The sequence below is a fragment of the Candidatus Sodalis endolongispinus genome (assembly GCF_018777395.1).
GTDB lineage: Bacteria > Pseudomonadota > Gammaproteobacteria > Enterobacterales > Enterobacteriaceae > Sodalis_B > Sodalis_B endolongispinus.
The window spans coordinates 2148699-2168018 of record NZ_JAFJYC010000001.1; the positions used below are offsets into that span (position 1 = coordinate 2148699).

A 19320-nucleotide genomic window follows, 5' to 3' on the forward strand; every position below is an offset into this window, starting at 1 on the left:
TAATAATGGTGCCGTGGCTGAAGCGGGTACGCATGCTGGTTGGTGTTATCACTGTTTTTTATTAATACCCTATTGGTTAAAGCAATCATGCGCTAAAGTCAATGAATATCTGTTTATGCCCCGCGATAAGCGGCCCCTGTCGCGCCGTTCAATATTCACCTGCCGGCGCTGCGGGTGCGCACGAACGCTCATCCATTCCCGTCAATCCAGCATGTTATGCTAGTCACTACTTACCGGACGGCAGGTAATACCAGCGGGCAGTCAGCCGCCGATGATGCTTTCCGGCGCGACACCGCCCTACAGCCAATCAACATCGCGCACGGCGAACCGGCAGGCCTTTACCATTAAGACTACGTTAGGTAGTCACTTACGTTATTAGACAAAAGCTATTGTCATTTGTGGAAAATAACCGGCTGGAAAATAGAATATCTGCCGCCGTGAGAGCGCAACAATAATGTGCATCCATAAGCAGACGTTATCCGAACGCGCCCGCTACGACACCGCGACGGGGACCCGCAAAGCACTTATGACACGACCGGCAGCCGCTGAACCGGGTCTATTTCGACCCCCTCACCCCTCCGGGTTAAACAATATAAGACAATGGTACATAAAGATACATTAAAGTTATCTTACGGGCCGCGCTGTTAATCCCGTCTAAGGAAATGGCACAGGTGTTAGGGTTTATTTTGATATACGTCAGCAAAATGATATTTTCTTGAGTGGTAAATTCGGTTGACGCTGTTATATTGTTGTTAATAAGGGTAGGCTATGCAGCATCTAAGCTTGAGAAATCAAGTCCTGAATGCAGGTAAGCGTCGCCGGTAACATAGCGTTAATTACGATAGGGCACGTTGAAGTGCTTAGGCCCGAAGCCTTGGAGGATGCATTTTGTTCCTCCGCTACCGTTAAGGACGACAGCGGCTTGAGTACCTCCTCTTTCAATTATGTTGGTAATTTTAGGTAGCAAACATGCAGACCCCGCACATTCTTATCGTTGAAGACGAGTCAGTCACCCGTAATACCCTCAAAAGCATATTTGAAGCTGAGGGCTATATGGTTCATGAAGCTACCGACGGCGCAGAGATGCATCGCGCGTTGTCGGAACATGATATTAATCTGGTTATCATGGATATCAACCTGCCGGGTAAAAATGGCTTGTTGCTGGCGCGAGAACTTCGGGAGCATGCCAGCGTTGCCCTGATGTTTCTTACCGGCCGCGATAACGAGGTGGATAAGATCCTCGGATTGGAAATCGGCGCCGACGATTATATTACCAAGCCTTTCAACCCGCGCGAACTCACTATCCGTGCGCGTAACCTGCTGTCCCGCACCATGAATCTGGGCGGCGCCCTTGAAGAGCGCAAGCTGGTGGAAAGCTACAAATTCAACGGTTGGGAGCTCGATATCAACAGCCGTTCTCTGCTGAGCCCTCACGGCGAGAGCTACAAATTGCCGCGCAGTGAATTTCGCGCCATGCTGCACTTCTGCGAAAATCCCGGCAAGATCCAATCGCGCGCCGAGCTGCTGAAGAAAATGACAGGCCGCGAGCTCAAGGCCCACGACCGTACCGTTGACGTCACTATCCGTCGCATACGGAAACATTTTGAATCGACGCCGGATACGCCGGAAATCATCGCTACCATTCACGGCGAAGGTTATCGTTTCTGCGGCGATCTGGAAGAGTAAGTTTCACTAACGGCGCTTTCCCCGGACGGGGCCGGCGTCCGATTTTTATCCTCACCGGTAAACGGTTCCGCGTCGCCCAGAACGGCTGTCGCCCGTTATACCCGCTATCCCACGACCGACTCGAGCGCGCTTGCTCGCTGCAAGCCGACGCCCTCTACAGTGATTTATCCCCCTGAAACACCAGACAGTAGCTGTATCTCCAGATAAGAGATAGGCTTGAATATATGTCTAACACTAACGCCAATTTTGATATGACCGGGATCCCGTTAGGTCAAGAAGTCCGTAAACGTAAAACTCCTCAGGAAAAAATGGCCATTATTCAGCAGAGGATGGAGCCCGGCATGAATGTCTCCCATCTCGCACGACTGCACGGTATCCAGCCAAGCCTGCTGTTTAAGTGGAAAAAGCAATATCAGGAAGGCAGCCTCACTGCCGGGAGGACGTTGTTCCTGCCTCTGAGCTTGCAGCTGCATTGAAGCAGGTCCGGGAGCTCCAGCGCCTTCTGGGTAAGAAGACGATGGAGGTTGAGATCCTAAAAGAAGCCGTGGAGTACGGCCAGTCACGAAAATGGATAGCGAACGCGCCCTTGTTGCCAAAGGCCGGGGAATAGCACAGGTCAGCCGCGCCATGAGCGGGTCGCGTGCGCCGCTGTCACTGCGGATTAAGCGTTCTGCCGACTGGCAGGACAGGCGCTGTAACCGGCGTAATGACGAAGCAGACGCTGAAATACTGTCGGACATCCTCGACATCATCAGCGATATGCCCAGCTACGGCTATCGGCGGGTGTGGGGCATCCTGCGTAAACAACATCGCGCAGAGGGACTGCCGCCGGTAAATGCGAAACGACTTTACAGGATCATGTGTGAGCATAACCTGCTGTTATTACATTGAAAACCAGAGCGGCCGAGGCGTGAGCATAAGGGCAGGATCGCGGTGGCAGAAAGCGATATTCGCTGGTGTTCAGATGGCTTCGAGTTCGGCTGCGACAACGGTGAAAAACTGCGGGTCACGTTCGCACTGGACTGCTGCGACAGAGAGGCCATAGACTGGGCTGCGAGCACTGGAGGCTACGACAGTTCGACCGTGCAGGATGTGATGCTGAGGTCGGTAGAAAAGCGCTTCGGCGACAGGTTACCCGATACAGCGGTGCAGTGGTTGACGGACAACGGTTCAGCGTATACCGCGCATGAAACGCAGAGGTTCGCCAGAGAACTGGATCTGGAGCCCTGCACAACAGCGGTGAGCAGCCCGCAGAGAATGGCCGAACGGTTCGTGAAGACGATGAAGGAAGACTATATCGAGTTCATGCCAAAACCGGATGCGAGAACAGCCCTGCGAAACCTTGCAGCAGCGTTCACGCATTACAATGAAAACCATCCGCACAGCGCGCTGGGATATCACTCTCCGAGAGAATACCGGCGGCAGCGGGCTTCGTTAACTTAAGATACAAAAGCTGTACGGAGATGGCGGGGCAAGATCACAGACACCCTCTACAGCGGCAAACGCCGGCGGGCATGGCACCGCCGCCGCAAACACGGTGTCAAAGCGTGGTTACAGACGCTTTTCGCACCAGGGGATAATCGGCACTGCACTGAGTGCATTTTTCGGCGAGCCTTCCACTACCCGATCCGAATATGAGAGATACACCAGCGCGTTACGTTTGGCATCATAAAAACGGACCACCTGCAGGCGTCTAAACACCAGCGAGGTGCGTTTTTGAAACACCACGCTACCGTGCCGTTGGCCGTTTTTAATTTTGTCGCTCAAAGTAATCGGCCCCACCTGCTGACAGGAAATCGCCGCGTCGGACGTATCTTCCGCCAGGCCGAGGCCGCCTTTAATGCCGCCGGTTTTGGCACGACTGAGATAACAGGTCACATTGGGGACATCGGGATCGTCAAAGGCTTCCACCACAATTTTATGATCCGGGCCGAACAGCTTGAACACCGTGTCGACGGAACCGACCTCTTCGGCCTGGGCCATGCCGAGGCAAAAGGCCCAGCCCATTAGGGCGAAAACGATTTTTTTATTCATAGTGGTAGCGTGATTTCCTATAGCAACCTAAGGGCCGCCAGCGCAATGACGTCGGCGGGACTGGTCAATATTAACTGGCAACAATAAGCTAATAAATCTTTGGCGACCTGTTAGCCAAATTATTGCTATCATGCGTCGACAATTTCTAATGACGCCTTCACCGCTTTCTGAGGATTCTTATGGATCAAGCCGGTATTATTCGTGACCTATTAAGCTGGCTCGATAGCCATCTGGACCAGCCGCTGTCGCTGGATAATGTCGCCGCTAAGGCCGGCTATTCCAAATGGCACCTGCAACGTATGTTCAAAGAAGTGACCGGCCAGGCCATCGGCGCCTATATTCGCGCGCGCAGATTGTACAAGGCGGCGGTGGCCCTACGGCTGACCAGTCGGCCGATACTGTATATTGCTCCAGTACCGTTTCGATTCCCAGCAGACGTTCACCCGCGCTTTTAAGAAGCAATTCGCCTAAACGCCGGCGCTGTATCGCCGCAAAGAAGAGTGGGATTCCACGGGCATCCGTCCGCCGATTCGTCTGTAACAAACCACGATGCCGCAAGCGGAGTTCATCCGGCTGCCGGCGATGGAACTTATCGGCGTTACGCAAAGTTACACCTGCACCATTGAGCAGCTCAGCAGTTTCCGTACCGAGCTGCGCATCCATTTCTGGCGCCAGTAAGTTGCGCAGCCTGAGTCGACGCTCGGCGTAGGCAGGCAGCCCCAGTACCGTGCTTATCAGACAGCCAAGGGCCATGCCGTGGCTGACTGCCCGCAGGCAGCGACAGGCAGCCGTTCAGGGCGGCATGCATACGCGTCGCCATTTCGGTCATCGACTCACCGCCGGAATACCCCCATATCCAGCTCGCGCAGCCGCGCATCGACCGTCATCGGACAGCCGCAGCCGGCGGCGATGATTTCCGCGGTGCGGCGTGTACGGCCCAAATCGCTGCTGATAACATGGGTAATACCCAGTGATTTGGCCCGTTCAGCGACCTGTTCCGCCTGGCGTTCACCTTTGGCGGTTAATGCACTGTCGGATTGCCCTTGAATACGGCGCAGCGCATTCCATTCAGTTTCGCCATGACGAACAAGATAAACCTGTAATATACTTTTTTCCGTTATACTGCGTGAAAGAGACGGGACTTAACCAGATACTATGTACAATGTAATTGCTGCCACCCATAACCCGGCCAAGATTGACGCCATTCAGCACGCTTTTGACGATACGTTTGGTGCGGGCAATTGCCAAGTGGAGGGCATTGATGTTGACAGCGGCGTGCCGTCCCAGCCGATGGGCGATCATCAAACCCGCAGCGGCGCGCGCAACCGGGTGATGGCCTCCCGCCAGGTCAATCCAGATGCGGACTTCTGGGTCGTCGTTGAAGCCGGCGTGGAAGAGAATATGACCTTTGCCTGGATGGTGATTGAAAATGCACATCTGCGGGGTGAGTCGCGCTCCGCCAGTTTAATGTTACCTAATAGTATATTACAGGGAATCATAGAAGTGCGATAATTGGGTCATGAAATGGCACGATTAACCGGTATTGAGGACATAAAGCGCCGCGGCGGCGCCATTGGCGTGTTCACGGAAGGCCGTCTGACGCGCGCTAGCGTGTATCATCAAGCGTTGCTACTGGCCTTGGTGCCATTCCATAACGCTATCTTTCAGGAACCGCGCCGACCGCGCAATTAGACCGACGAATCCCGCAATTGCTGCATCAGCCAGCGTTTTAGTTCCGGCGGCGCGGATTTCAGGCTGTTGGAAACCCGGGTAATAGTCGCGATACCGGTTCCAAGCTCATTTTTCAGCTCACGCTGGCTGACGTCACCGGCCAGTAGGGCCTGAATGATGCGGACACGCGTCGCCAGCGCATCGCGTTCGTCTGGCGTGAGCATTATTGCAACAGCGGCACGTGCAGCCCGTCGTCATAGGCCTGGACCAGCAGACGGGCGAAGGTGCGCCAGTCCTGCTACAGCCGATCGGCACCGACGCCCGCGCCGGGTGTTGAAGATGTCGCGTTCATAAGCTACCGCCATACCATTGAACTAGTACAGTAGCTTAACACACTTTTTGCCACTCAGTAGCGCCGCTGCCACTCCGTCGGTCAGCAGTTTCGCCGGCTGACGCAGGAAATAGCGGTAAAACACGTCATAAGCCAGCACATTTTTGACATAGCCGCGGGTTTCGGAAAACGGAATACTCTCGATGAAGTCGATAGCGTCGGCACGGCCGGCGCTGGCGTTAAGCCAGCTGTTGACTCTGCCGGGACCGGCGTTGTAGGCGATACTGGCAAGAATTCGGTTACGGCCAAACATCTGATAGACATACTCCAGGTAGGCCGTGCCGAGGGCGATATTGATTTGCGGATCCAACAGTTGGCCGGGTTGGGTATAGTTCGCCATATTGAACATCTGCGCCGTATGTTTCGCGGTGGCCGGCATCAATTGCATTAGTCCGGCGGCGCCCACCGGCGAACGCACTTTCGTATTCTAGGCGCTCTCCTGGCGGGCGATAGCCATGGCGTAACTCTGGCTTATCCCCTTATCGTTAGTCGCCTGACGGAACGTTTGGTGCCAGGCCAGCGGAAAGCGTTCTTTCAAATGGTCCCACAGCTTGCCGCTGATCGTGGCCTGCACGCTCAAGTCCGGCCACTGCTGTAAAAACGCGTAACGCGCCAGCTGCTCTTGTTGCGGCCGGTTCCGGCTTGCTACCAGCGCGGCCCATTCGCTGCGCGCCAGATTGTCCATATTCCAATACATCATCTCGCGCACCCGGGCGATAGCCGGCTCTTGTGCCAGTGCCGGGTACGGCGTTGCGGCGCGCGACACATTGATGACATAACGCTCGCCCAGTGCCTCTGCCGCTGCCATCGGATAAAAACCGAGCGCCTGCATCAGCGGGCGCAACAGCGCCTCCCCTTGGGAGCGGTGGCCGGCATCCATCAACAGCATGCCGCGCCAATAGCGCCACTCATCCTTTTGCCGGTCCTCTTCCGGTAACCGTTCCAGCCAGGCGCGCACTTCCTGCTTGTTGCCCTGCCCCAGCGACATGCGGATACGCCGTTCCAATAGCGCGGTGGAATGCCCGCGCAGGATAAAGCCGTCGCACCAACGCGCCTGCTCAGGGTTGGCATCGGTCCCCATCAGCCGCCAGGCGACGCTCTCTTCCAGCGCCAGACGCTCGCTGTCACGCATTTTCTGCGCGCGCGCCACAATCGGGATTAGGGAACGGGCGTTTTCCACATCGCTGCGGGCCAGACGGGCGAACGCTATCTGCGTCGCCTGGCGGGTCAAATCGGTGGGGCCGACGCTGCGGGCGAAATCCGCCAGCGTCGCCGGGTTATCCTGCAGCGCCGCCAGCGCATTCCACATGGTCTGGTATTCGGCAGGCAGCTGTTTCGACAAGTAATTAACCAGGCCGGTATTGCCCTCGTTCATCGCCAGCCGGATCCGTTCCAGTGTCGCCAGCGGGCTGCGTTCGCCGGCCTGATCCCACACGCCGAACAGCTTGTTGCAGCTGTCCGGCAGAGAATGGCCGTTCAGCCAGATATCGCGCGCGCCGTCCCAGGCCTCCTGCGGCTTGCCGGTGGCCCATTTGGCATAATAGTAATTGCAGCGCGCCGCCACCGGTTTGGGCGGCTCTGGGCTGAAAGCCAGCAAGCTATACCAGTCCTGGCGATACGCCAGTTCATTGACATAGCGCGCACGCAGCGAGCGGGCCGGTGGCAGCGTCGGGTTCGCCTCGGTAAAGGCATTGATTTGATCGGGACTGACCTGGGAGAGATCTTGCGATAGCCGTCGGTATACCAAATAGGGATACAACGGATAATCACGCAGCGTAGGCAGCAATTGTGCCACCACGTCCATCTGCTGAGCGTCCCACGCCTGCTTGACCTGCTGATAGCGCAGCCGCTGGGCCTCGATGGAATCCGCATGCGCCAGCACAGGCAGCGCCATCATGCCTATTGCCGCCGCCCACAACCGCCATCTGTCCACCTTGACCATCTCCACCCATCCTCAGCTGATTACCCGTCCCACCGCGGGGACTTCGTTGCGCGCATAACCGATCGCTTTCCGTTCACAGGCTTGACCCGCTAGCGGAATCGCACCTGCCGCACGTAAAAAGACAAATATTATTTATTAATTAATGTTTATAGACTGCATTAATATAGCAAACTGCGGCCGGCCGGCGGGCTAAAGTCGGCGATTTACTTAGTTTTACCGCCCGCGTCCGTCGCAAAGCCGCCCGCCGAGGGCCGCGGCACGGTCCCGGCCTGCCCCCGGGCCTTAACCGCGCGCACGAGACTCGCAGCCACAGCCATTAGCGCGCGCCTGACGTGCCGCCGCCGGTCAAGCTGTGATTACGCGCCGAAACGGGCTAAACTGCGTTATCGCACTGGCTTGGCCCTGCCGCGCTATTTCCCGCTGTCGCGCGGGACAGTCAAAAACCCGTTAACATGAGGCTTATCGCAACGTGGCTCAATTCGTCTACACCATGCACCGCGTCGGCAAAATCGTTCCGCCGAAACGGCATATCCTGAAAAATATTTCGCTGAGTTTCTTCCCCGGCGCCAAAATCGGCGTGCTGGGTCTTAACGGCGCGGGGAAATCGACGCTGCTGCGCATCATGGCCGGCATCGACACCGATATCGAAGGCGAGGCGCGGCCTCAGCCCGGCATCAATATCGGTTACCTGCCCCAGGAGCCCCGGTTCGATAATGAAAAAACCGTGCGCGAAGAAATCGAAACCGCCGTAGCGGACGTCAAGCAGGCGCTGTCTCGTCTGGACGCGGTGTACGCCGCCTATGCCGAGCCGGACGCCGACTTTGATAAGCTGGCGAAAGAGCAGGGAGAGCTGGAAGCCATCATCCAGGCCCACGACGGCCATAATCTGGACAACCAGCTGGAACGTGCCGCCGATGCGCTGCGCCTGCCGCCCTGGGATGCCAAAATCGGCACCTTGTCCGGCGGCGAGCGTCGGCGGGTCGCGATTTGCCAGCTGCTGCTGGAAAAGCCCGATATGCTGCTGCTCGACGAACCCACCAACCATCTTGACGCCGAATCCGTCGCCTGGCTGGAACGTTTCCTGCACGACTATGAAGGCACCGTGGTGGCGATTACCCATGACCGCTATTTCCTGGATAACGTTGCCGGTTGGATCCTGGAGCTGGATCGCGGTGAAGGGATCCCTTGGGAAGGCAACTATTCCTCCTGGCTGGAGCAAAAGGATCAGCGCCTGGCGCAGGAGGCTTCATCCGAGGCGGCGCGCCGCAAGTCGATCGAAAAAGAACTGGAATGGGTGCGCTCGAATGCGAAAGGCCGCCAATCGAAAGGAAAAGCCCGTTTGGCGCGTTTTGAAGAACTCAATAATGTCGAGTACCAAAAACGCAACGAGACCAGCGAATTGTTTATCCCGCCCGGTCCCCGTCTGGGTGACAAAGTGCTGGAAGTCAGTCAGCTGCGCAAATCCTACGGCGATCGGCTGCTTATTGATGATTTGTCTTTCTCTCTGCCTAAAGGGGCGATCGTCGGCATCATCGGCCCGAACGGCGCCGGTAAATCCACGCTGTTCCGGCTGTTGTCTGGTAAGGAACAGCCGGACAGTGGCAGCATTACGCTTGGGGATACGGTACAGCTCGCCTCGGTGGATCAGTTTCGCGACAGTATGGATAACAGTAAAACCGTGTGGGAGGAGATCTCCGGCGATCAGGATATAATGCGTATCGGTACCTTTGAGCTGCCTAGCCGCGCCTACGTCGGCCGTTTCAACTTCAAAGGCGTTGATCAGGGGAAACGGATTGGCGAATTGTCCGGCGGCGAACGCGGCCGTGTGCATCTGGCCAAGTTGCTGCAGGTGGGCGGTAACATGTTGCTGCTCGATGAGCCGACCAACGATCTGGATGTGGAAACGCTACGCGCGCTGGAAAACGCCCTGCTGGAGTTCCCCGGCTGTGCCATGGTCATCTCCCATGACCGCTGGTTCCTCGACCGCATTGCGACGCACATTATCGATTATCAGGACGAAGGCAACATCGAGTTCTTTGAAGGCAACTTCACCGAATACGAAGAGTACAAGAAGCGGACGCTGGGTGCCGAAGCGCTACAACCGCACCGTATCAAATACAAAAAAATGGCTTAACGATTTGCCCATTGTGACGGCGCCGGCAGGCGCCGTTTTTGTTGGTTTATCCCACCGCCGTGGCTTTACCTCCGGGCCCGAATTTTGCCCCGCCGCCGGGGCTTTGCCTCAGGGCCCGAAATTTGCCCCACCTCCGGGGCTTTGCCTCCGGGCCCGAGGTTTACCCGCCGCCGGCCGCTTGCCTCTGCGCCTTACCGTCAAGCTCGCCGCCAAGGCCGTCAGTGCTCCCCCAGCAGCTCTTTCACCAGGGTGATGCACTGTAAAAAGCGCTGATCATAATCCGCCACGTCGACCCGCACATAGGGGATCTGATTGACGTGCAACAAGCCCTCCAGCAATTGCTGAAACGCATCGCGGTCCGTCGGCGCGCCGAGGATGCGCAAACCATCGGCGACCCAAGGGGTATTGTTGTTAAGCAGAATCACTAAATCGAAGCGGTATTCATCGATCATCGCCTGTACAAAGGGATGTTCCCGACCGTGATATTTTTTGCAAAACGCCTGGCTGGTAACAAAATCCGTATCGATAAAGGTCACCTTATTGGCATATTTTACTGCAAAATCAATGAACTGAGCCTGTCCCAGAGCGATTTTATCGTAATCGGAATATTGCAGCGCCATTTCATCACCGCCGAGGTGGGTAAACACATAATCCCGGCCATACTCCCAGGCGCTGGTGGTGTTGAAAATATTGGCCAGCTTGTTGACCATGGTGGACTTGCCGCTGGACTCGCCGCCAATCAGCGCGACGGTGCGGACAAAGAAGGGTTTGACTTCCGTCGGGATATAATCCCAGTAGCTGAAGGGATCCTGGCGGATTTGCTGTCCGCTGATGGACATAAAGGAGCGATCGGGATCGATAATCACGGTTTCAATCCCCAAATGTTCGCGATAGTGCTCGAGATCCTGTTTTTCGCTGGAATAAATAAAATCCGCTTCGATGCCTTTTTCGTCCATGAAACCCTTGACGCCCCGGCTCCAGACATCCCAGCCGTGAGGGTAAGGCTCCATTCCCTGTTCATTAAAGGCATGAATACGAATATTTTTCCGATACTTGAAGGTTTGCAGCAACCAGCGCAGCCTGTCGCTGAGCGTGGGCTGCTGGGACATGGCGCTGTCCTCGAACAGCATCAGGTCGCTCTGATCGTCGTAGTTGAGGATAACATGCAGCTCATCAACCTGACTACCGGCCCGCTGAATCAGGTAGATATGGCCGGTATGCAGCGGATAAAACTTGCCGAAGATCACCCCGACCGTCTTTTGCCGGCGGGGGAACTCCAGCCCGAGGAAACGGTGGATGGTCTCGAGCTTCTGGGCGCTCGGGCTTTTGATTTTCGCGTTCAGTAGCTGGCTGAGATAACCTTTGGTGACGCCGCAGGCTTCCGCCACCTGCTGTAAGGTGCATCCCTGCTGTTTAATGGCACTTTTCAAATAGGTGAACGACGACATACCTTCCTCAACGTCAGAGTTCTTCCAGTATCGCCAGCGCATCGGCCAGTTTTTTTACGCCGAAAATCTGCATATTTTCCGGCGCCTTTTTCGGCACATTGGCCTGAGGCACGATGGCGCGGCGAAAACCATGTTTGGCGGCCTCGGTGATGCGCTCCTGGCCGCTCGGGACCGGGCGGATCTCGCCCGCCAGCCCCACTTCGCCGAAGACCACCAGATCCTTCGGCAAGGGTCGGTCGCGCAGACTGGATACCATCGCCAGCATCAGCGCAAGATCGGCGCTGGTTTCGCTCACTTTCACTCCGCCGACCACGTTGACGAACACATCCTGATCCGCCATCTGCAACCCACCGTGGCGGTGCAGCACCGCCAGCAGGATAGCCAATCGGTTTTGTTCAAGGCCAACCGCCACCCGGCGCGGGTTAGACATCATCGAGTGATCCACCAGCGCCTGGATTTCCACCAACAGCGGGCGGGTGCCCTCCCAGACCACCATCACGCTACTGCCTGGCGTCATCTCCTCCCCGCGGCTTAAAAATATCGCCGACGGATTGCTGACTTCACGCAGCCCCAGCTCGGTCATGGCGAACACGCCAAGCTCATTCACCGCGCCGAACCGGTTTTTATGGCTGCGCAGCGTGCGAAAACGAGAATCGGAATCGCCGTCCAGCATAATAGAGCAGTCGATGCAGTGCTCCAGCACTTTTGGCCCCGCCAGCGTGCCGTCTTTGGTCACGTGGCCGACCATGATGATGGCCACCCCTTGGGTTTTGGCGAAACGCGTCAGATAGGCGGCGGATTCCCGCACCTGGGCAACGCTGCCCGGCGAAGACTGCACATCCGCCATATGCATTACCTGAATCGAGTCGATCACCATCACGCGCGGTTTTTCCTGCGAGGCGGTCAAACAAATCTGTTCGATACTGGTTTCCGACAGCATATTCAGATTGCCGGTGGGCAGTCCGAGCCGATGTGCGCGCATCGCCACCTGCTGCAGCGATTCCTCGCCGGTGACGTACAGGGTTTTCATGTCGGCGGCAAGCTTGCACAGCGTTTGCAACAGCAGGGTACTTTTCCCGGCGCCGGGGCTGCCGCCAATTAAAATGGCGCTGCCCGGCACCATGCCACCGCCCAGCACGCGGTCGAGCTCGATAAAACCCGTGGAAAAGCGCTGCAGCGCTTCTAGGCTTATCTCAGAGAGCTTTTGCACTTTACTCACGCCGCTATCGCCGGCGTAACCGCTAAAGCGCTCGTTGCGCACCGCCGCCGGCGTAGACGCGAGGCGCACCTCGGTGATGGTGTTCCAGGCATGGCAGGCGGTACATTGCCCCTGCCAGCGCGGATAATCCGCACCGCATTCATTACATACAAAAGCGCGCTTTACCGCTTTAGCCACACATTACCTCGGCAAGAGATGGCGCGCCGCACGCGGCGACCGCGGCCGCCGGCGGGCACGCTCAGCGTTCATCGTGTTTAAGATTGCCGCTCAGGATGCACAGCACTCCCAGCAAATCGGCGTGGCGAATTGTCACCTTGCTTTGTTCATTGACCTTCGGCTTGGCGTGGAACGCAATACCCAGCCCCGCTGATTGTATCATCAATAAATCATTTGCACCGTCGCCAATCGCCACCGTCTGGCTAATGGGGATAGCCAGCTTATCCGCCAGACGCGTCAGATTGCGCGCTTTGTAGCCGGCATCTACCACCTCACCCACCACTTCGCCGGTCAGCCGGCCATCGCGGACCTCCAGCTCATTGGCGGCGATGGAAACCAAACGCAGCTTGTCGCGCAACAGTTCGGCGAAATAGGTAAAGCCGCCGGAGGCGATAGCGAAGTGCCAACCCAGACTTTGCAGCTTTTTGGTCAGTTGGGTCAGACCGGGCATCAGCGGCAGCGTATCGCGCACTTGGCGCAGAATATCGGCATCGGCGCCTTTCAGGGTCGCCACCCGCTGACGCAGGCTGGCGGTGAAGTCCAGCTCGCCGCGCATGGCCCGCTCGGTCACCTCCGCCACCTCCGTGCCCACCCCCGCCAATTTGGCTATCTCATCAATGCTCTCGATTTGTATCGCCGTGGAGTCCATATCCATCATCAGCAGGCCGGGCGCGCGCAAATGAGGCGTTTTGCCAAAAGGCGCCACGTCCAGGCCGTGCTCATGGGCCAGCCGCGTAGCGCGCGCTGATACCGTGACAAGCTCTGTTTATCCAGATTTTTGCCGTATAATAACCAACCGGTATGGCCGGCTCGGTAATCCAGCGGCATCACTTCGTCGCCGCTTAATGACAAAGGTAATCCCGGCCAGTGTGAAATACCCTCTGGCAGATCGCAGTAGGTCAGACTATTGGGCATGTTGACTCCTGTAGGAAGATGTTCAGCCGCCGTTCTCAACGCGCAACAAGCTATCCTATCGTCGACGCCTCTGGCAACATAAAGCGTCTAAAAGAGTAAGGAAACCTATGGCCCGCGCCAGATTCTCGTTCCGTTTGCACCGCACGGTGATCGTGCTGATTTGCGTCGCGCTGCTGGTGGCGTTAATGCAGGGCGCGACCTATTTCAGCCTGAGCCACCAGATGGCACGCTCGGCGCAGGTGGAAGAGTTGGCGGATACGCTGGTTCGCCAGGTTACCGGCGAGCTGGCGCCGCTGATGGCCGGCCGCGACGACGAAAGCGCGCCAATCAAAGGAGTGCTGGATCGTTTAACGCGCAACAGCCGCATTCTCGACGCCAGCGTGTACAATATGGACGGCAGCCTGGTGGCCCGCTCCGGTGAAAACATAAGCGTACGCGACCGGTTGGCTATCGGCAATCAGCGGGCGGACAGCTTCTTCAACCATCAGTTGGTACGAACGATTGAAGATGACAAGGGCCCGAGCGGTTTTGTGCGCCTGACGCTGGATACCCACGTATTGGAGATTGAAGCCAAACAAGTGGACAACACCACTAATCTGCTGCGCCTGATGATGCTGTTGGCGCTCGCCATCGGTATCATCCTGGCGCGCACGCTGCTGCAAAACCGCCGCTGCCTCTGGCAGCAGTCGCCCTACCTGCTCACCGCCAGCACGCCGCTGGCGGAGCGACCTGAGGAAGAGGACGCCGCCGCGCGCCCCGCGGACGACACCCAGCCCCACGCAAAGGACGCTAAGCCCCCCGACGCGCCATGAGACGCCGCCGCGCGCGCCACGGACGACGGCAAGCCGCCCGGCAAAGCCTGAGAAGGCGTTAGCGCGCATCACCCAGCAAGACCGATTCCAGCGCCACTTCAATCATGTCGTTGAAGGTGGTCTGGCGATCGGCCGCGCTTAAGGCTTCACCGCTACGGATATGATCGGATACGGTACAAATCGCCAGCGCGCGGGCGCCAAATTCCGCCGCGACGCCATAGATCCCGGCGGCTTCCATTTCCACGCCCAGAATGCCGTATTTTTCCAATACATCAAACATCTGCGGATCGGGCGTGTAGAACAGATCGGCGGAGAAAATATTGCCCACGCGCACCGGAATTACGGCGGCCTTGGCAGCATCCACCGCATTGCGCACCAAGTCGAAATCGGCAATGGCGGCAAAGTCATGATCTTTAAAGCGCATGCGGTTCACCTTGGAGTCGGTGCTGGCGCCCATGCCGATAACGATATCCCGCACTTGGACGTCGCTTCTGATGGCCCCGCAAGAGCCGACACGGATGATCTGTTGGACGCCAAAATCGGTGATAAGCTCTTTGGTATAAATCGAGCAAGACGGAATGCCCATGCCGTGCCCCATGACCGAGACCGCGCGCCCTTTGTAGCTGCCGGTGTAGGCCAGCATGCCGCGCACCTGGTTAACTTCCCGGGCATCGGCGAGAAAGGTATTGGCAATATGCTGCGCCCGCAACGGGTCACCCGGCATGAGTACGACCTCTGCGAAATCGCCCATTTCAGCGTTAATATGCGGCGTTGCCATACTCTCTTTCCTTGTGTGAAGGTAAAAAAACGGACTACCTGCCCGACAGGCCAGCGGAGAAAACCTATGCGGACGCCACTGGTAAAGCCCGGCGCCGCCCTGCACGGCTTATATTATCGCCTTGCCGTAGTCCATCGGCGAGAGGCTGAAGTAGCGCGCCACCGTCTGACCAATGTCGGCGAAGGTGGTGCGGTGGCCGTAAAAACCCGGATTGATCTTCGGGCCGTAGAGCAGCACCGGCACATGCTCACGGGTATGATCGGTGCCGTGCCAGGTGGGGTCGCAGCCGTGATCGGCGGTGAGGATCAAGATATCATTGCCCTGCACCCGCGACATCAGCTCCGGTAAACGGCGATCGAACAGCTCCAGCGCCGCCGCGTAGCCGGCGACGTCGCGCCGGTGACCGTAAGCGGAATCAAAGTCAACGAAATTGGTTAACAACAGCGTATTCTCCCCCGCCGCGTCCATCTCCCGCACCGTCGCGTCAAATAAGGCATCCAATCCGGTGGCTTTCACCTTTTTACCGATGCCGACCTGGGCAAAAATATCGGCGATTTTGCCAACCGACACTACCGTCCCGCCCTTCTCCTCCACCAGTTTTTGCAACACCGTGGCGGACGGCGGCGGTACCGCTAAATCGTGCCGGTTGCCGGTGCGCTCAAACTGGCCGGCTTTTGCGCCGACGAAAGGCCGGGCGATGACGCGGCCGATGTTGTAACCGCCGTCGGTCAGCATCGCGCGCGCTATCTCACACAATGAGTACAGGCGCTCAAGCCCGAACGTCTCTTCGTGGCAGGCTATCTGAAACACCGAATCCGCCGAGGTGTAAAAAATCGGCTTCCCGGTGCACATATGCTCCTCCCCCAGTCGGTCAAGGATCACCGTCCCCGAGGCGTGGCAATTGCCGAGGAAACCCGGTAGGCCCGCCCGGGCGACCAACTCGTCCAAAAGCGCCGGCGGGAAGCTGTTTTCCGTCGCCGGGAAATAGCCCCAGTCGAACAGCACCGGCACGCCCGCTATCTCCCAATGTCCCGACGGCGTGTCTTTGCCGGAGGAAATCTCGCTGGCATAAGCATAGGCGCCGACGATTTCCGCCTGCTTATCCAGCCCCGGCGGGAAGCGCCCGGTGGATTGTTCAGCGGCTTTAGCCAGACCGAGGCGCGTCAGATTAGGCAGCTTAAGCGGCCCCTTACGCCCGTGATTGGCGTCGCCGCGCTCACAGCGTTCAGCGATATGCCCCAGGGTGTCCGACCCGCGATCGCCGAACTTATCGGCGTCCCCTGCCGCCCCGATACCAAAGGAATCCAGCACCATGATGAATACACGTTGCATCATTGTTCTCCTGCTTACGGCGGTATGCCGGCCCAGCGGCCGTGCCATTACCGCACTTGAGGGGAACGGCGCGCGCCGTTCCCGCAGTTAAAGGTCGACCGCCTCACCGGCCGCCGTCGCTCGCTCGCGGAGAAAAACGGCGCCTGCCGTTTACGCCCTTGAACGGGCCGGCTAATCGGCCGCCGCCGTGATACGGCGATACACCACCGGTAACGCTTGCGGCGCCACGTCCCCCAGTTGGATGGCCGCGCGTACCGCCTCGGCCGCACGCAGCCAGCTTTCCTCGCTGGCGGCATGGACCACGGCCAGCGGTGTCTTGGCATCGACATAGTCCCCTAGCCGCGCCATCTCGTTTAGGCCGACACTGTAATCGATGGCGTCGCTGGCCAGCTGACGGCCGCCGCCCAATGCCACAACCGCCATCCCCAGCGCGCGGGTGTCCATGCTGCGGATATACCCCGCGCCGCCCGGAAACACCGGTTTGCTGAGCGTCGCCACCGGCAGGTAACGCTCATAGCGCGGGACAAAGTCCGCCGGGCCGCCCTGCGCCGCCACCATCCGGCCGAAACGTTCCGCCGCCTCGCCGCTGTCCAGCGCTCGCACCAACGCCGCCCGCGCCGCGTCCTCGCTTTAGGCCAGGCCGGCGGTCACCAGCATTTCGCTGCACAGCGCCATGGTGACCTCGAACAGCCGCGGGTTGCGTTCGTCGTTGGTCAGAAACCGGACCGCTTCGCGCACTTCCAGGGCGTTGCCGGCGCTGGAGGCCAGGACCTGATTCATATCGGTCAGCAACGCGGTGGTCCTGCAGCCCGCGCCGTTGGCAACGCCGACAATAGCCTGCGCCAGCGCTTCCGAGCCCGCAAGGGTGGGCATCAGGGCGCCGGAACCTACCTTGACGTCCATCACCAGCGCATCCAGCCCTTCCGCCAGCTTTTTCGCCAAAATCGAGGCGGTGATAAGCGGGATCGAATCCACCGTCGCGGTAATATCGCGGGTAGCATAAATGCGCTTGTCCGCCGGCGCCAGCGAGTGGGTTTGCCCCATAATCGCCACCCCGACCCGTTTTATCTGGGCGCGGAAGCTATCGTCGTCCAGAAAAATCGCCAGCCCCGGAATCACCTCCAGTTTATCGAGCGTGCCGCCGGTGTGCCCGAGCCCGCGTCCGGACACCATAGGCACGAAGCCGCCGCAGGCGGCGATCATCGGCCCGAGCATCAGCGAGGTGACATCGCCCACGCCGCCGGTGGAATGCTTATCCACCACCGGCCCGCCCAATGCCTCACGGCGCCAATCCAGAGTATGGCCGGAGTCGCGGATTGCCAGCGTCAGCGCCACACGTTCCTGCAAATTCATATCGTGAAAATAGATGGTCATCGCCAGCGCGGCGATTTGGCCCTCAGAAACGGTATTATCGCGTACTCCATTGACGAAAAAACGAATTTCTTCCGCACTCAGCGGCTCGCCATCCCGCTTTTTACGGATAATTTCTTGTGCCAGAAACACAGTATCCCCTCGGCAAAGCAAAGCGGGCCGCAGCCCGAAAAACGGCGTTCGCCGCCGCGGCGGCGCACCGTCACGGCTTAGTACCCGTTTGCGACAGGTTGCGCTGCCTGACCCAGCACCGTCAGCAGACTGCCCAACAGACTAGAGGCACCGAAGCGGAAATGGCGCGCATCAGCCCAACCCACGCCCATAATCTCATCGGCCAGAGCCAGATAGGCCGCAGCCTCTTCGGCGGTGCGCACGCCGCCGGCGGCTTTGAACCCGACCCGTTCGGCAGCGCCTTCCTCCATGATAGTGGTCAGCATAATGCCGGCGCTTTCCAGGGTGGCGTTCACCGGCACTTTGCCGGTGGAGGTTTTGATGAAATCCGCGCCGCCCGCAATCGCCAGCTGCGCTGCACGGCGGATAAGATCCGGCCGGCGCAGTTCACCGCTCTCGATGATAACCTTCAGCAACACCTGCCGGTCGCGGCACACGTCGCTAGCCTGTTTCACCATTTCCAGCCCGATGTGCTCATTGCCGGCGATAAGCGCCCGATACGGAAACACGATATCTACCTCATCCGCACCATAGGCGATAGCGGCGCGGGTTTCCGCCAGCGCGGTTTCCAGGCAATCATTGCCGTGGGGAAAATTGGTCACGGTAGCGATGCGCACCGCCGTGCTGCCCTGGGCGTCAAGCGCCTGACGGGCAATGGGAATGAAACGCGGATAAAGACACACCGCCGCGGTGTCGCCCACGGGAGTGTGTGCCTGGCGGCACAGGGCGATGACCTTTTCATCGGTATCGTCATCGTTAAGGGTGGTCAAATCCATAAGGCTCAGCGCACGCTGGGCCGCAAGGGTTAATTGATTCATTGTACTCTCCAACTTACCGTTTTTAGCCCTGGGCGAATCTGCAAACAGCGCGTGTAACAAATCGTTGTTCACGCGCAACGAGGTTGGCGAGCGGACTTGGTTCCATGAAGAGCTACCCGCTGGCCATGAGACCGCGGGCGTCAGAGTTCCCTCTAGCCGCGCCGTTATCCAGTGCACGGGGTATTGTGCTCTCCCCGTATTGCGCTAACGCTATTTTTTCATATTTACGTGAAATAAGCTGCTGCAAAATCGCGTTTTATGCGCGACAACACGGAAATCATGCTGCAAACGCATTAATGCGCAGGCCAGGCCAACCCGTATCATCGCGCTGCCGGCGATGGCACCGCTCTCCCCCCCGCGACGCCCCATGATGGCCTGGTTG

9 protein-coding genes, 8 pseudogenes and 1 other annotated feature (1 of these 18 cut by a window edge) are annotated in these 19320 nt (G+C 58.3%); of the genes and pseudogenes, 6 read left to right on the forward strand and 11 right to left on the reverse strand.

Annotated features, from left to right (window positions below; genetic code table 11):
* Positions 1-30: a sequence feature (Thr leader region), on the reverse strand; it reaches 84 nt to the left of the window's first position.
* Positions 31-969: 939 nt separating this feature from the next.
* Both arcA and JZM24_RS10395 read left to right on the forward strand, forming a co-directional pair.
* A complete protein-coding gene (gene arcA, locus JZM24_RS10390) occupies positions 970-1686 on the forward strand; it encodes a two-component system response regulator ArcA (protein ID WP_215669585.1) in 717 nt (238 codons plus the stop codon).
* Between the two features lie 251 nt (positions 1687-1937).
* Positions 1938-3129, forward strand: a pseudogene (locus JZM24_RS10395) (IS3 family transposase).
* 108 nt (positions 3130-3237) lie between these two features.
* On the opposite strand, the gene creA reads toward JZM24_RS10395, so the two are convergent.
* Positions 3238-3720, reverse strand: a complete 483-nt coding sequence (gene creA / locus JZM24_RS10400; protein ID WP_215669586.1) for a protein CreA — start codon at positions 3718-3720, stop codon at positions 3238-3240.
* Positions 3721-3899: 179 nt separating this feature from the next.
* On the opposite strand from creA, the pseudogene JZM24_RS18630 reads away from it, so the two are divergent.
* Positions 3900-4389: pseudogene (locus JZM24_RS18630) on the forward strand (helix-turn-helix domain-containing protein); the annotation flags it as partial.
* Here JZM24_RS18630 and JZM24_RS18635 read toward each other — a convergent pair.
* Positions 4372-4826, reverse strand: a pseudogene (locus JZM24_RS18635) (histidine phosphatase family protein); the annotation flags it as partial. The pseudogenes JZM24_RS18630 and JZM24_RS18635 overlap by 18 nt on opposite strands.
* Before the next feature lie 49 nt (positions 4827-4875).
* On the opposite strand from JZM24_RS18635, the pseudogene yjjX reads away from it, so the two are divergent.
* A pseudogene (yjjX, locus tag JZM24_RS10410) lies at positions 4876-5412 on the forward strand (inosine/xanthosine triphosphatase).
* On the opposite strand, the pseudogene trpR reads toward yjjX, so the two are convergent.
* Together trpR and sltY are read right to left on the reverse strand one after the other, a co-directional pair.
* A pseudogene (gene trpR / locus JZM24_RS10415) lies at positions 5409-5674 on the reverse strand (trp operon repressor); the annotation flags it as partial. The pseudogenes yjjX and trpR overlap by 4 nt on opposite strands.
* A gap of 123 nt (positions 5675-5797) precedes the next feature.
* A pseudogene (gene sltY / locus JZM24_RS10420) lies at positions 5798-7724 on the reverse strand (murein transglycosylase).
* A 469-nt stretch (positions 7725-8193) separates the two neighbouring features.
* Here sltY and ettA point away from each other — a divergent pair.
* Entirely contained in the window at positions 8194-9858 is a 1665-nt protein-coding gene (ettA, locus tag JZM24_RS10425; RefSeq protein ID WP_215669587.1) for an energy-dependent translational throttle protein EttA, read from the forward strand.
* Positions 9859-10076: 218 nt separating this feature from the next.
* Here the strand turns inward: ettA and nadR are convergent, their stop codons facing one another.
* The 3 genes and pseudogenes from nadR to serB form a co-directional block, all read right to left on the reverse strand.
* Positions 10077-11306 carry a multifunctional transcriptional regulator/nicotinamide-nucleotide adenylyltransferase/ribosylnicotinamide kinase NadR gene (nadR, locus tag JZM24_RS10430; protein ID WP_215669588.1) on the reverse strand — a complete coding sequence of 410 codons (1230 nt, stop codon included), beginning with the start codon at positions 11304-11306 and terminating at the stop codon, positions 10077-10079.
* A gap of 13 nt (positions 11307-11319) precedes the next feature.
* Complete coding sequence (gene radA, locus JZM24_RS10435; RefSeq protein WP_215669589.1) at positions 11320-12702, reverse strand: DNA repair protein RadA; 1383 nt, start codon at positions 12700-12702, stop codon at positions 11320-11322.
* A gap of 61 nt (positions 12703-12763) precedes the next feature.
* Positions 12764-13656, reverse strand: a pseudogene (gene serB, locus JZM24_RS10440) (phosphoserine phosphatase).
* A gap of 107 nt (positions 13657-13763) precedes the next feature.
* Here serB and JZM24_RS10445 point away from each other — a divergent pair.
* A complete protein-coding gene (locus tag JZM24_RS10445; RefSeq protein WP_215669590.1) occupies positions 13764-14468 on the forward strand; it encodes a YtjB family periplasmic protein in 705 nt (234 codons plus the stop codon).
* A gap of 58 nt (positions 14469-14526) precedes the next feature.
* On the opposite strand, the gene deoD is transcribed toward JZM24_RS10445, so the two are convergent.
* The 4 genes and pseudogenes from deoD to deoC all read right to left on the reverse strand — a co-directional run bounded on the left by deoD (position 14527) and on the right by deoC (position 18938).
* Complete coding sequence (gene deoD, locus JZM24_RS10450) at positions 14527-15246, reverse strand: purine-nucleoside phosphorylase (RefSeq protein WP_215669591.1); 720 nt, start codon at positions 15244-15246, stop codon at positions 14527-14529.
* A gap of 108 nt (positions 15247-15354) precedes the next feature.
* Positions 15355-16578, reverse strand: a complete 1224-nt coding sequence (deoB, locus tag JZM24_RS10455; RefSeq protein ID WP_215670110.1) for a phosphopentomutase — start codon at positions 16576-16578, stop codon at positions 15355-15357.
* Positions 16579-16749: 171 nt separating this feature from the next.
* Positions 16750-18081, reverse strand: a pseudogene (gene deoA, locus JZM24_RS10460) (thymidine phosphorylase).
* Positions 18082-18158: 77 nt separating this feature from the next.
* On the reverse strand, positions 18159-18938 hold the full coding sequence (gene deoC / locus JZM24_RS10465; protein WP_215669592.1) for a deoxyribose-phosphate aldolase: 780 nt from the start codon (positions 18936-18938) through the stop codon (positions 18159-18161).
* Positions 18939-19320: the final 382 nt, after the last annotated feature.